The 12,124-nt window shown below is 66.7% G+C and carries 21 protein-coding genes and 1 pseudogene; 13 read left to right on the top strand and 9 right to left on the bottom strand.

Annotation, left to right across the window (positions count from 1 at the left end):
• The first annotated feature begins 1 nt into the window (after position 1).
• The gene (locus tag I6I07_RS19650; RefSeq protein ID WP_054430334.1) at positions 2-307 is read left to right on the top strand and encodes a hypothetical protein; all 306 of its coding nucleotides are present in this window, start codon (positions 2-4) and stop codon (positions 305-307) included.
• Positions 308-326: 19 nt separating this feature from the next.
• On the opposite strand, the gene I6I07_RS19645 is transcribed toward I6I07_RS19650, so the two are convergent.
• The 4 genes from I6I07_RS19645 to I6I07_RS19630 all read right to left on the bottom strand — a co-directional run bounded on the left by I6I07_RS19645 (position 327) and on the right by I6I07_RS19630 (position 2,637).
• Positions 327-587: a hypothetical protein gene (locus I6I07_RS19645; RefSeq protein ID WP_232625662.1), complete on the bottom strand. Its 261-nt coding sequence runs from the start codon at positions 585-587 to the stop codon at positions 327-329.
• Positions 588-741: 154 nt separating this feature from the next.
• Positions 742-1,050, bottom strand: a complete 309-nt coding sequence (locus I6I07_RS19640; protein WP_054429978.1) for a hypothetical protein — start codon at positions 1,048-1,050, stop codon at positions 742-744.
• A 68-nt stretch (positions 1,051-1,118) separates the two neighbouring features.
• Complete coding sequence (kdsA, locus tag I6I07_RS19635; protein WP_006395892.1) at positions 1,119-1,976, bottom strand: 3-deoxy-8-phosphooctulonate synthase; 858 nt, start codon at positions 1,974-1,976, stop codon at positions 1,119-1,121.
• 97 nt (positions 1,977-2,073) lie between these two features.
• Positions 2,074-2,637 carry a cytochrome b gene (locus I6I07_RS19630; protein ID WP_232625661.1) on the bottom strand — a complete coding sequence of 188 codons (564 nt, stop codon included), beginning with the start codon at positions 2,635-2,637 and terminating at the stop codon, positions 2,074-2,076.
• 65 nt (positions 2,638-2,702) lie between these two features.
• Here I6I07_RS19630 and I6I07_RS31725 point away from each other — a divergent pair.
• The 3 genes and pseudogenes from I6I07_RS31725 to I6I07_RS19620 form a co-directional block, all read left to right on the top strand.
• A pseudogene (locus tag I6I07_RS31725) lies at positions 2,703-3,260 on the top strand (HD domain-containing protein); the annotation flags it as partial.
• A 99-nt stretch (positions 3,261-3,359) separates the two neighbouring features.
• Complete coding sequence (locus I6I07_RS31720) at positions 3,360-3,659, top strand: nuclear transport factor 2 family protein (protein WP_232626133.1); 300 nt, start codon at positions 3,360-3,362, stop codon at positions 3,657-3,659.
• A 26-nt stretch (positions 3,660-3,685) separates the two neighbouring features.
• Positions 3,686-4,903, top strand: coding sequence for a hypothetical protein (locus I6I07_RS19620; protein ID WP_198483348.1), 1,218 nt, complete (start codon positions 3,686-3,688; stop codon positions 4,901-4,903).
• 23 nt (positions 4,904-4,926) lie between these two features.
• On the opposite strand, the gene aqpZ is transcribed toward I6I07_RS19620, so the two are convergent.
• Positions 4,927-5,637 (bottom strand): aquaporin Z, encoded by a 711-nt coding sequence (aqpZ, locus tag I6I07_RS19615; RefSeq protein ID WP_006395896.1) that lies wholly within the window; start codon positions 5,635-5,637, stop codon positions 4,927-4,929.
• Positions 5,638-5,911: 274 nt separating this feature from the next.
• Between aqpZ and I6I07_RS19610 the strand changes: the two genes are divergently transcribed.
• The 5 genes from I6I07_RS19610 to I6I07_RS19590 all read left to right on the top strand — a co-directional run bounded on the left by I6I07_RS19610 (position 5,912) and on the right by I6I07_RS19590 (position 8,471).
• Positions 5,912-6,271 (top strand): lysozyme inhibitor LprI family protein, encoded by a 360-nt coding sequence (locus I6I07_RS19610; RefSeq protein ID WP_232625660.1) that lies wholly within the window; start codon positions 5,912-5,914, stop codon positions 6,269-6,271.
• A gap of 104 nt (positions 6,272-6,375) precedes the next feature.
• Positions 6,376-6,735, top strand: coding sequence for a hypothetical protein (locus tag I6I07_RS19605; protein WP_198483346.1), 360 nt, complete (start codon positions 6,376-6,378; stop codon positions 6,733-6,735).
• An 11-nt stretch (positions 6,736-6,746) separates the two neighbouring features.
• Positions 6,747-7,259 carry a hypothetical protein gene (locus I6I07_RS19600; RefSeq protein WP_198483345.1) on the top strand — a complete coding sequence of 171 codons (513 nt, stop codon included), beginning with the start codon at positions 6,747-6,749 and terminating at the stop codon, positions 7,257-7,259.
• A gap of 43 nt (positions 7,260-7,302) precedes the next feature.
• The gene (locus tag I6I07_RS19595; RefSeq protein WP_198483344.1) at positions 7,303-7,884 is read left to right on the top strand and encodes a hypothetical protein; all 582 of its coding nucleotides are present in this window, start codon (positions 7,303-7,305) and stop codon (positions 7,882-7,884) included.
• 5 nt (positions 7,885-7,889) lie between these two features.
• The gene (locus I6I07_RS19590) at positions 7,890-8,471 is read left to right on the top strand and encodes a hypothetical protein (RefSeq protein ID WP_198483343.1); all 582 of its coding nucleotides are present in this window, start codon (positions 7,890-7,892) and stop codon (positions 8,469-8,471) included.
• A gap of 28 nt (positions 8,472-8,499) precedes the next feature.
• Here the strand turns inward: I6I07_RS19590 and I6I07_RS31920 are convergent, their stop codons facing one another.
• Positions 8,500-8,625: a hypothetical protein gene (locus I6I07_RS31920; RefSeq protein ID WP_006395902.1), complete on the bottom strand. Its 126-nt coding sequence runs from the start codon at positions 8,623-8,625 to the stop codon at positions 8,500-8,502.
• 669 nt (positions 8,626-9,294) lie between these two features.
• On the opposite strand from I6I07_RS31920, the gene I6I07_RS19580 reads away from it, so the two are divergent.
• Together I6I07_RS19580 and I6I07_RS19575 are read left to right on the top strand one after the other, a co-directional pair.
• A complete protein-coding gene (locus tag I6I07_RS19580) occupies positions 9,295-9,450 on the top strand; it encodes a hypothetical protein (RefSeq protein WP_198483342.1) in 156 nt (51 codons plus the stop codon).
• Positions 9,451-9,482: 32 nt separating this feature from the next.
• Complete coding sequence (locus I6I07_RS19575) at positions 9,483-10,166, top strand: SOS response-associated peptidase (RefSeq protein WP_198483341.1); 684 nt, start codon at positions 9,483-9,485, stop codon at positions 10,164-10,166.
• Positions 10,167-10,169: 3 nt separating this feature from the next.
• Here the strand turns inward: I6I07_RS19575 and I6I07_RS19570 are convergent, their stop codons facing one another.
• Positions 10,170-10,358 (bottom strand): hypothetical protein, encoded by a 189-nt coding sequence (locus I6I07_RS19570; RefSeq protein ID WP_198483340.1) that lies wholly within the window; start codon positions 10,356-10,358, stop codon positions 10,170-10,172.
• A gap of 232 nt (positions 10,359-10,590) precedes the next feature.
• Between I6I07_RS19570 and I6I07_RS19565 the strand changes: the two genes are divergently transcribed.
• Both I6I07_RS19565 and I6I07_RS19560 read left to right on the top strand, forming a co-directional pair.
• On the top strand, positions 10,591-10,773 hold the full coding sequence (locus I6I07_RS19565; protein WP_232625659.1) for a hypothetical protein: 183 nt from the start codon (positions 10,591-10,593) through the stop codon (positions 10,771-10,773).
• 55 nt (positions 10,774-10,828) lie between these two features.
• Positions 10,829-11,188 (top strand): hypothetical protein, encoded by a 360-nt coding sequence (locus I6I07_RS19560; protein ID WP_198483338.1) that lies wholly within the window; start codon positions 10,829-10,831, stop codon positions 11,186-11,188.
• A gap of 135 nt (positions 11,189-11,323) precedes the next feature.
• Here the strand turns inward: I6I07_RS19560 and I6I07_RS19555 are convergent, their stop codons facing one another.
• Positions 11,324-11,569, bottom strand: a complete 246-nt coding sequence (locus I6I07_RS19555) for a hypothetical protein (RefSeq protein ID WP_232625658.1) — start codon at positions 11,567-11,569, stop codon at positions 11,324-11,326.
• Between the two features lie 4 nt (positions 11,570-11,573).
• Positions 11,574-12,122 (bottom strand): hypothetical protein, encoded by a 549-nt coding sequence (locus I6I07_RS19550; protein ID WP_198483336.1) that lies wholly within the window; start codon positions 12,120-12,122, stop codon positions 11,574-11,576.
• Between the last annotated feature and the right edge of the window lie 2 nt (positions 12,123-12,124).

The raw sequence follows: 12,124 nt of genomic DNA, 5'->3' as shown, positions 1-12,124 counted from the left end.
CATGCAACCCAAGATCCGAGTGCTTTGCGTGCAACCGTCATCGGTGATGGCCCGCTTCGCCTTCCTGGGCGTTGCGCTGCGTTGGTCGTTGGGCGCCACGCCCCGGCCGGCGCGACTGCGCATCGGTCCGCACGACCTGGCGCCGGTCGGCTCGGAAGCCGCATTCTGGATGTTCGCCTTGCGCCACGCCCTGTCGTCGCAGTCCGTGCTGATCACGCGCGGCGACCACTGGGACGTCGCCGCCTCCATCGACGGCGACGAAATACGCGCCTTTGGCCGCAAGTTCGCGCTGCGCCAGTGCCTCTAGCGCGGCCGGCCGCGGCCCTTCACAGCTCCACCCGCGGCTTGCGGTGATAGGCAGCCAGTTGCTCGGCGGTCCAGCGCTGCCGGGCTTCCTCCTGGCAGCAGGTGCGGAACACCCGCGCGCCCACTTCCAGAAAGCGCCCCATGTCGTCCTCGGTCAACTGGCCCTGCACACGCATCAGGCAGTCCGCATAGGCGGACAGGATGCCATCCCAACCTTCGGGCTTGCCTGGCGCGACGGGCTTGCTGATCATGCGGGCCATCATTTCGTTATGGTCCATCATGCTGGTTCCCCCTGAAGCCCCGCCGCGGCCGCGCGGGTCGCGGCGGTATGACGGCATTGACGGCAGCAAGCGCCATGCCTGCCGCGCCGGGCGCGGGATGGGGGGATCGGGGGGTGGAAAAATTACCAGCCGGAGTGGTACGGGCTTACCGTCCCTAGAATTCCGGCAGGTCGAAGACGGTATGCAGGGTGGAACTGGGCATCGGCACCGAGGCCAGGTGCTCGCGGCCGTCATCGTCGGTCAGCACCCGCACCGGCCGCGAGGCCACGGACAGGCCGTCGACGCTGATCACGGTCTCGACCTCGGCGCCGGCCTTGATGGCCTCGATCACCTCGGAGGCCGCCGCCGTCACGGGGTCGCTGACCCAGCCGGGCACGCCGCGCTCGGCCAGCCCCCAGCGCACGTAGGCCACGTGACCGCTGACGGCTTCTTTACGAACGGCGACGATTGCGTAAAACGACATCCAGGCCTCCCCAAAGTTGGTGGCCCGGATCGTATAACAACTTCACTGATCCGCGATGACAGGCGGCATCAGGGTTCGATGTCGATGGGCGCAAAGGATTTCACCAGATCGTCCAGCTGCTTGAGCTGGGTCAGGAACGGCTCCAGCTTGTCCAGCGGCAAGGCGCTGGGGCCGTCGCATTTGGCGTTCCTGGGGTCCGGGTGGGCCTCCAGGAACAGGCCCGCCAGCCCCACGCCCATGCCGGCCCGCGCCAGTTCCGCCACCTGCTCGCGGCGGCCGCCCGAGGCCGCATCCAGGGCCGAGCGCTGCTGCAGCGCGTGGGTGACGTCGAAGATCACCGGGCGGTTGCCGGAAACCTTTTTCATGACGCCGAAGCCCAGCATGTCCACCACCAGGTTGTCATAGCCGAAGCTGGTGCCGCGGTCGCACAGGATGATCTGCTGGTTGCCCGCCTCGGTGAACTTGTCGACGATGTTGAGCACCTGCGTGGGGCTGAGGAACTGCGGTTTCTTGATGTTGACGACCCGGCCGGTCTTGGCCAGCGCCACCACCAGGTCGGTCTGGCGGGCCAGGAACGCCGGCAGTTGCAGGATGTCGGCGACTTCGGCCACGGGGGCCGCCTGCCAGGGTTCGTGCACGTCGGTGATCACCGGCACGCCGAAGTTCTGCTTGACCGCCTCGAAGATCTTCATGCCCTCTTCCAGGCCCGGACCGCGGTAGGAATGGATCGACGAGCGGTTGGCCTTGTCGAACGACGCCTTGAACACGTAGGGGATGCCCAGCTTGGTGGTCACGCGCTGGTATTCCTCGCAGGCGCGCAGCGCGAGATCCTTGGATTCCAGCACGTTGATCCCGCCGAACAGCACGAAGGGCTGGTCGTTGGCGCAGGTGATCGAGGGCGAGATGACGACTTCCGGGGCGGTCATGGGGGGCGATCCTGTAAAGATGAAGCGGGTAATAGTGCGTAATGTACAACCTGCCCACCCCGGACCCGGCCCCCGCCAACCGCTTTTTTGCGCCGCCTCAGCGGCTGGAAGTCATGCGGCGCAGCACGCCGTCGCGCAGGACGTAGTGGTGGACCAGCGCCGCCACCGCGTGGATACAGGCCAGCACGATGATGCTCCAGGCCACTGTGTTGTGCAGCCCGCCGAAAAATCGCCGCTGCTCGTGATCGATGCTGACCAGCGTGGGGATGTCGAACAGGCCGAAGAACGCGAACGGCTCGCCCTGCGCCCAGCGGAACAGGAAGCCCAGCACGATCTGCGCCGCCAGCAGCAGGTACAGCAGCCCGTGCATGCCCGAGCCCGCCAGCCGCAGCCAGCCGCTCGAGGCCGGCGGCAGGCGACGGCCACGGCTCAAGCGCCAGACCACGCGCAGCACGAAGACCGCCGCGAACAGCAGCCCGAAGGAAATGTGCACCGATTGCAGCAGGCGCCGCGTCGGCGTGCCGCGCGGCAGGAAGCCCCAGATCTCGGCCAGGGCGAACAGGCCGACGACCAGGATCACCGTCAGCCAGTGGAAAGCGATCGTGGCCCGGTCATAGTGCGGGGTGCCGGCGCAAGCAGGCGGCGTCATCGTGGCAGTCACAAGATACACTCGTTGGTAGCAATACCCGCGAGCGTATTGAGAACAGACTTACGACTACCTGATTCATGGACACCGACACCCTGCAAGGCCGGCTCGAATTCCTGCGGCAAGCCGAAAAGCTGAAAGACGTCCTGCGCAGCGCCCGCAGCTCGGGCGGACGCCAGGAAAGCACGGCCGAACACACCTGGCGCCTGTGCCTGATGGCGATGATGCTCGAAGAGGGCCTGGCGGACCTGGATTTCGCCCGCATTCTGCGACTGTGCGTGGTGCACGACCTGGGCGAGGCCATCCATGGCGACATCCCGGCGACGCAACAGGCCACGGGCACCGACAAGGGCGCCCAGGAACGGCTCGACCTGCTGCAGCTGGCCGCCCCGCTGGACGCCACGGCGCGCGCGCGGCTGCTGGCGCTATGGGACGACTACGAAAACGCCGGTTCGCCCGAGGCCCGCGCCGTCAAGGCGATGGACAAGCTGGAGACGCTGCTGCAACATAACCAGGGCGCCAATGCCCCGGATTTCGACTATGCGTTCAACCTGGACTATGGCCGCAAGCACACCGACGCCCTGCCCCTGTTCCGGGAGATCCGCCGGCTGCTCGATGCCGACACCGAAGCGCGCATCCGCCAGCAGGCCGCCGTGCGCGACGCGCCCCCCGCCGGCCCCGCCGACGTGGTCCAGCGGCAACTGGACGCCTACAACGCCCGCGACATCGAGGCCTTCATGCCGGCCTGGGCGGAGGATTGCCTGTATTACGCCTTCCCCGACACGCTGCTGGCCAGCGGCCACGCCGAAATCCGCGCGCGCCACGTTGAACGCTTCCAGGAACCCGACCTGCACGGCCGGCTGGTCAACCGCATCGTCAACGGCGACATCGTGGTGGACCAGGAGATCGTCACCCGCAATTTCGCCGACGGCCCCGGGGAAATCGACGTCACCGCAATCTACGAAGTGCGCGGCCACCAGATTACCAAGGCCTGGTTCAAACTCGGCCAGCCACGATTACACGCCAGACCGGCATAGCGACGCCTCCAACAGGTGAGAAAAGCATGGGATTCCTAGACTCGCTGTTCCGGCGCAAGCCCACGCAAGACCAGTTCGCCACGCTTTTCATCGCCGCCGTGCGGCAACGGGGCTACACCGGCGAACTCATCTACAAGGCCGATGAGTTCCGCCTGCTGCACGGCGACAGCGCCTACTTCAACCTGCACAACGCCTACCACGCCTATTGCGACGCCCGCGGCGGCCAGCGCCAGGGCGCGTTGCAGGGCTATGTCTCCACCCTGCTCAGCAGCGGCCAGGCCATGCCGCACTCGCTGGCCGAGGCCCGCCCCCTGCTGCGCCCGGTGATCCGCGGCCGCAGCGCGGTCGAGGCCGTGCGCATGCATCACCTGCGCAACGATGGCAACGACGCGGCGTTCCACCCCGCCGTGCGGCCCTTCGGCGACGATTGCGTGGTGCTGCTGGCGCTGGACCGACCGGAATCCATCGCCACCCTCACCAATGGCCCCGAAGCTTCCTGGGGCGTCACGTTCGACGAAGCGCTGGCGATCGCCATCGACAACCTGCGCGATTCGGCCGACAACTTCGTGGAGGTGGCGCCGGGCGTCTACGGCGGCGGCTGGGAAGACGGCTATGACATCAGCCGCGTGCTGCTGCCCGACATGCTGGAGCGCGTGCCGGTGCGCGGCCGGCCGGTCTTCATGATGCCGACGCGCGACCTGCTGCTGGTCAGCGGCGACAACGACGATGAAGGCCTGATGAAGATGGTCGAGCTGTGCCAGCAGGTGATCCCGCACGGTCGACCCGTGTCGCCCTGCATGTACCGCCATGGCGAGGCCGGGGTCGAGCGCTTCGTGCCGCCGCATGACGAACTGCGGCAGCGCCAGGCCAACCTGGCGCGCATGCTGGCCAAGGGCGATTACGACGCCCAGAAAGAGGCGCTGGAACACCTGTACGAGGAGCAGGGCATCGACGTGTTCGTCGCCACCTACAACCTGTTCGTGCAGAACGGCGACGCCGACGCCTCGTTCTCGCTGGCGACCTGGACCCGCGGCGTGGATACCTCGCTGCCCAAGGTCGACCGCCTGGCGCTGGTGCGCCCCGACGCGGCCGACGAGATCGGCGAGGTCCGGGTGGTCGCCTGGGAACAGGCCCTGGCCTTGATGGCGCCGCTGCTCGAACGCGAGAACCTCTACCCGGTGCGCTATCGCACCCGCGGCTTTCCCAGCGATGCGCAGCTGGCCCAGTTGCGGGCCATGGACTGACCGGGGCCAGTCCGCCCCGCCCCTTACGCTTGCGAGGCCGGCTCGCTCACCAGCCGGTACGCCAGCGCCCCGATGATCGCGCCGACGATCGGCGCCACCCAGAACAGCCACAGCTGCTCCAGCGCCCAGCCGCCCACGAACAACGCCGGGCCGGTCGAACGCGCCGGGTTCACCGACGTATTGGTGACCGGAATGCTGACCAGGTGGATCAGCGTCAACGCCAGCCCGATGGGAATCGCGGCAAAACCGGCCGGCGCCCGCTTGGCGGTGGCGCCCAGGATCACGAACAGGAAGCCCGCCGTCATCACGATCTCGGTGACCAGCGCCGCCGCCATCGAGTACTTGCCGGGCGAATAGGCGTCATAGCCGTTGGCGGCGAAATGGCTGCCCTTCAGGTCGAACCCCAGCTTGCCGTCGGCGATCACCGCCAGCACCGCCGCCGCGGCGATGGCGCCCAGCACCTGCGCCACCACGTAGGGCAGGATCTCGCGCGCCGGAAACCGGCCGCCGGCCACCAACCCGACCGTGACGGCGGGATTGAAGTGCCCGCCCGAAATATGGCCGACGGCGAAAGCCATGGTCAGCACCGTCAGGCCGAACGCCAGCGCCACGCCGGCGAAACCGATGCCCAGTTGCGGAAACCCGGCCGCCAGCACCGCCGCGCCGCAACCGCCCAGCACCAGCCAGAAGGTGCCGAAGAATTCCGCGCCGCAGCGCTTCGATAGTGGGTACATTGCCGCTCTCCAAGACAGAAAACGCGACAGTAGCCCGACGTAAAAAACGACACTTCAAAGCAATGCAAATTCTTTTGAATCCTTGACATTGCGTGGCGTGGACGCCGCCTGCGCGCACGCCTCCGATCGGTCCGGCCATGGCCGGCGCGGACGCGGCCATGGAAGAAGCCGCCGTGGGCGGTATGCTCTCGTTGCGCGGCGATATCCGCACGCGCCCCGATTCCTTCCCGCGATCCTCGCCGCCATGATCCGACACGTCCTCGCGCTTTCCCTGATGCTGTCTCCCGCCCTGGTCCTGGGCGCCTCCACGCCGGACTACATGGGCCAGTACGACCGCTGCCTGCGCGACGCGGGCGTCACCAACAACGGCACCGTGGGCGCCTGCGCGGAAGGCGTCTCGGCGGCCGCCAAGCGCGAAATCAACGCGCTCTACGCCCGGGTCCAGGCGCGCCTGGCCAATGACTACCCGGACGACGCCGCCAAGCTGGAACAGACCCAGAAAGCCTGGCTGGCCTACCGCAACGGCCAATGCGCCCTGGCCGGGGCGCACGTCGGTTCGCCCATGTACGAGTACTGCCCGATGCTGCTCAACATCAGCCGCGCCGCCGAATTGCGCGAACTGGCGGGCGACTGAGCCCGCGGCGCGACGCGGCGGCGCTTGCCGTGCCGCGGCGGCATTGGTAACTTTGCTGTGCCCGGCCTCGCGTTCCCCGTTTTTCGCACAGGACAGCGCCCACCATGACCATCGTCGTATACGCCGCCAACGCCCGCACCCTCTGGGAAACCATCCAGGCGGACATCGCCTCCATCAACGCCCGGACCACCACCAGCGGCAACAGCTGGCGCAAGGACGACAGCGGCCGCGCCACCAAGATCTACCGCGCCACGCCCACCGGCCAGCATGACGAACGCGCCTACTTCGTGGGTACCGTGCGCACCGGCCAGTTGATGTTGCTGGACCTGCTGCCCGGCAGCGAGGCGCTGACCTGGCCGTTGTTCGGCGCCCTGCATGGCCACCTGTCCGGCATGCTGCTGTCGACCTATCCCGACGCCATCCTGTCGCTGAACCTGTTTCCCAACAAACCCACCGACGCATAAGAAGCCACGCTGTGCTGCTGTTATCCGTATGTGTACTGGCCGCCTTGTCGCTGGGCGTGCTGACGTGGCGCCTCGTGCGCCGGCCTGCCGGCAAGACGCGCGGCGACATTGCCCGCTCGGCCGCTGCCGGCGCCGCCCTGTTCGCGGCCCTGGGGCCTCCGGTGGGCACCCTGGTCTTCGCGCTCTTCATCGCCATTTCCACGATCAGCGTCGAAACGCTGTTCACGTCGATCTTCCTGGTGCCCTGGTCGTACCTGTACGGCGGCGTGCCCGCGCTGCTGTGCGGCCTGGTGGCGGGCGCCTGCCGCCCCGCCGCCGTATCATGGCACTCGTATTGCTGGCCGGGGCTGCTGGGCGGTCTCTATGCCTTCGTTTTTCTGCTGGGCTTCGCGGTGCGCGACAACACCCTGCCCGAACTGGGCTTTCCGCTGTTCCTGGGCGGCGTGCCCGGACTGATCAGCGGCGTAGTCTGCGCGCGGGTGTTCTACGGCAAGCCGCAAGCCACCCTTCCCGCCCCCGCGTGAGCGCCGGCCCCACCCTCTTCCCCCATCCCCCTTGGAAGCCCTCATGACGATCTCCCTGCCCCGCCTGTTCGCCGCCCTGGCCGCCAGCCTCTGCGCCGGCGCCGCCCTGGCCGCCCCCGCCCCCTCCGTCACCGCCGCGCAAGCCAGGCTGGCCGGCATGACGCCCGCCTCGAAGATCGAGTGCCACGCCACCGGCAGCAACGGCGCGCAATGCAGCGCCGACGGCTACACCGTGATGTACCTGGATAATTGCGGCGAAGGCGCCGCGTTCGGCTCGATCGCCGCCGATGGCGGCGTCGACCTGAATGATCGCGTCGACGGCAAAGGCAAGACGGTGGCCCACGTGATGGACCGCCAGTTCGTCTGCATTCCCGCCATGGTGCGCAAGGGCGAGGAACAGCGCCACTACGTGATCGCCGTGCCCACCGCCAGCGTGCCCGCGTGCCGTGGCAACGAGCTGTGCAAGAACGCCGACCTGCCGGTGGACTGGAAGCAGGCCAAGCGCGGCCAGGCCTGCGAACGCACCAAGGATGGCGACTACCAGGGCGATTGCGCGGCCGGCTGGGTCGACGTCGGCCAGATCGACCAGTACGAAACGCTGGCCCCCGCCAAACCGGCCCGCTGATCGCCATGACGCGCCGCCTCGCCCCGATCGCCCTGCCGCTGATTGCGGCGCTGCTCGCGCCGGCCTGCGCACTGGCCGCGAGTGTGGCCGTTCAACCCAATCCGCAAGCGCGCCAAGGCGTGGACCTGAGCATGCGCGTCGAGGGCGCGCCCGGCCTCTTCGAGCGCGTCGACGGCCACGCCGACTACCGCGTCGAGAATCCGGCCTGCGTGCCGCTGACCGCCGTCACCGGCGCCACGGTGGTGCCGGAACAGCGCGTACCGGTGTCGTTCGAGCCCGCCACCGGCGGTGGCTACCGCGCTGAAATCCTCCTCGACCGCTTCCGCGACGAAGACTATTACGGCAAAGGGATATGTCATTGGGCGCTGGTGGGCGTGACCGCCGACCTGCACCACGGGCAGGTCGACTTCAGCCCGGCCATCTACCTGGCCGACATCGTCGCCGGGCGCGACGTGGTGAAGCACTTTTCGAACAAGTCGTACGCCAACGCCGACAATGCGCGCATCGACATCGGCGCCGACAGCGCCAGCGCATTCAACGATCCGCAGGCGACGTTCCGCATCCGGCTGCACGGCGCCGCGCGCTAGGCCCGGCTGGGCCGGCCATCGCGGACGGTCAGTTGCCGGCGGCGCGGCGCAAGCGGTCCAATTCGGCGCGGTTCAGGCGCTTGGCCTCGTCCTCGGCGTAATCGCGCTCGCCCACTTCGTACTTGCCGTCATACAGGCAACTGCTGCGGCTCACCCGGCATTCGAGGCTGACGCGCGATGAGTCGGGGCCGGATGACGACGCCGGCGCCGACCAGACATTCAGGGGGGAGGAGGAAGAACAGCCTGCTGCGAGCCCGGCGAGCAACAACATCAATGCGCCGCGGCCAAGTGATTGAATCGACAACAATTTACCCTCGCTCGACGAGAAAAGCTTCAGGCTTCTTTATAACAAGCGAGGCAAATGCGGTACAGGCGCGTTAATCCGGGGCACGGCTTCGAGCCGCCTTTTCATCCCGATCCGGGTCCCTGTCTTGCGCCTGTCTTGTCCCCCATGGCGGTCGCCGCTCTCCGGCGGCATTCAACCCATTCGCTTGATCAGCCATTCTCCCAATCAACCATTTGATTAATAAGGACATTCCAAGAAGCGCAAAATAAAAAAACCCCGAGACACAAGGGTGTCTCGGGGTCTTGGGACAGTGTCGGCATGCCGCCAGATCACTACCCGAATAGGGTTGGTGCGAAGGAGGGGACTCGAACCCCTACTCAAGCCAATGTTTATGCGGCTTCCCGGACTTATGTTGTCCGTAAGCTGTCATTCGGGCGGGACGGCGAAAGCCGTCTCGCCCTTTTTGCGTTGGGTGAAACGGTCTGGGAATTCAATTATCGCCCCTCTGGCCAAGAACGCAGCCATAGACTGTTGCCCATGCACACATGGCCCTACGACACCTTGACGCCCGAAGTGTGGGCAGCGCTCCCCGCCGACGACAAGGCGATGGTCGAGGCATTGACAGCCGCCTTCATAGCCGAGGTCGAACGACAACGCGCGGCCAGGTTGCAGGCGCCGGACACGGACGACTGACCCTATACTGACCCTTCCCATGGGAGGGTGTCATGTGCAGCCACTACCAGACCCTGAAGGACGCCGAGCTGCTGCTCAAGAAGTTCGGCGCGCCCAACAAGCCGGCCGGCGGCAAATACGACATGTGGCCGCGCTACCCCGGCATCTTCATCCGGCGGCCGGTCGAGCATGACGCCGGCGACGAAGCGGTGCCCGAGCGTGAGGCGGTCGTGGGTCGTTGGGGCCTGATCAGCGCCATGACCAAGGCGGACGGTCTGGACAAGGCCGGCAAGCTGTCGACGGTCAACGCACGCAGCGAGACGGCGGCCAACTCCTACACCTTCGGCAACGCCTGGCGCCGCGCGCAGCACTGCATCATTCCGGCCGATGCGATCTTTGAACCCGATTGGCGGCCGGTCGATGAAGGCCGCAGCAAGACCTCGGTTGCTACCCGGTTCACCCGGGCCGACGGCGCGCCGCTGGGCATTGCCGGCCTGTGGGACCGCTGGCGCGACGCCGCCGGCCAGCTGCAGGAGAGCTACACCATGCTCACCATCAATGCGGACGAGCATCCAATGTTCCAGGACTACCACCAGGCCGGCAAGGAAAAACGTATGGTCGTGATCCTGCCCGAGGGCGCCTACAGCGAATGGCTCAACGCGCCGTCGGATGCGACACGGGATTTCCTGGTGCCCTTCCCGGCCGACAAGCTGGTCGCGACACCGGCGGCGAAGTAGGCCTCAGCCCTTCACCTTGTCGTAGAGCGTGATGGCGGCAGCAAGTGACGGCTCCATGCCGTGGCGCGTGCCGTTCGCTGCCCAGACCTCGAACTGCCAGCGGTTCTGCGCGAACACCTTGCAGATCGTCCACCCGCCAGGCCCCGCCCAGTAGTACTCGTCCCGCTGCTGCCAGTCCGTCGTGTCCGCCATGTTCCGTCCCCTTTCGGCCGAAATCGGGGCCGAATTGCGCGAATTCTAGGACTGTTTACACTGTATGTCCATACAGTATTTTTAGAGCAAGACCGTGCGACTCCAGTGCACCGTCCTCCGGACGCATCACCTTGGCGAACGCCGCCGCGACAACGATCCAGGCCAGCCCGTGGTGGGCACGGTCCGGATGTATTCCATGCTCCACCAGGGCCTAAATCGCCATGTCCCTCGCATGACGATGGATGCCCTAGCAAAATTCGGCGCGACGGTGCCCAGTGCTATCCCCGATCTGCTCGAACCCCAGCTACTCACCTTCGGGTCTGACCGCGGCATGATGGTGGTCGGCTTCGAGGAGATCGCCGGCGTGCGCTACTACCAGGGGTGGTGGATGCAGTGGGTATCGAGTTCTGAATAGGGTCGGCGAGCCCCGTGTGTTAAAAGGTCGCAACAATGCTTTTGGGAGACCCAGCGTGCTTCGTATATTCGTTATCTTGGCTTGCGCGATGGCGGCGAGCGGATGCGCGCCCTCAAAGAGCCTTGTTCAATTGCGAGCCACGCCGGGTGAAACCTACTTCAGCCAGGCATCCGTGGATACGGTGACGCGCTGCATGCGCGATTTGCCAACAGACATGCTCGAGATCACCACTTACCCCGAATCGGGCGCGGCCGAATTCATGATCGGCACGTCGAGCGACATGGTTTATCTAGCCGCCGCCTCGAAGGACAGTAGCGGATCTAGCATCGCTATCCACACATACGGCCGGACGCTCTGGGCCATGCCAGAGGCAGAATTCCGCGCCAGCGTGAAACGCTGCGCCCCTCCACGATGACCTAATTACTTCACTGTCGAACACAGACGCCGCCAGGTGGCATTGCGGTCCAATATCTGGCGGGCGACCGGCCGCGGCGTCTGCTCTACCTGCGCCTCCGAATCAAAGTAGATCGGCCGCGCATGCTCGCAATACTCAATCCCTACGCGAGCCGGGGCCACGCACCCAGTCAGACTTAAGCTCAGCAATGACAGCGTCATCATCTTTGCGGGCCACGTCGTCCTGTACATCACGCACCTCCTGGCGGGCCTTCGCCGCCTGTTCGTTGATTTGCTCGGCGCGCTCGTGGCGCTCCGCCTGCCGCCCGGTGGCGCGCCCCCGGTAGAACACGCCCGCCAGCGTGCCCAGGAAGATTCCCGCAAACAGCAGCCAGCCTTGCATGCGTTCAAGCCACGTTCGCATTTCGCCCCCCTATCTCGATGTAGGCCTGCGTGTGGTTGCTGGCCCACTTCTTCCGCAGGGCTGCCCGCACCTCGGGCGTACCCCGGCTGTAGGCGCCAGGGCGCCAGGTGCGCAGGTACAGCAACCATGCGCCCTCTTCATCGCCAATGTCCGGCATCCGCCCCGGATCGCTCCAAAGCAGCAAGCGAGCCAGGCCGGCCGCCAGCACATCGTCCTGCTCGATGGCGTTCCAGATTGCGGCGTTGTCGGCCGCCACCCCCCGGGCGCGATACAGTTGCGCCGCCAGGTCGCGGGTCGCCGCGTGAGTCCGAACGCCGCTGACCATGCCGCCGCCCTGCTCCGCCTGCCAGAAGCTCTTGGCCGGGCCGGTCGGCCGCGGCGGACTGCCAACAAGCTGCCGCCGGTCGAGAAACCGGCTTTCCTGCAGGCCGATGGCCAGCAGCATCACGCGCGCGGCCGCCGTGTCCATGCGCGCCGGCAGCAGCGCCAGCGCCGGAGTGATCGCGTTATCGTTGATCGTCTGAAGATTCATGG

The organism is Achromobacter deleyi (genome assembly GCF_016127315.1).
GTDB lineage: Bacteria > Pseudomonadota > Gammaproteobacteria > Burkholderiales > Burkholderiaceae_B > Achromobacter > Achromobacter insuavis_A.
The sequence above is the reverse complement of the archived record's forward strand: the minus strand, read 5'-3'. Positions and strand labels throughout refer to the sequence as shown.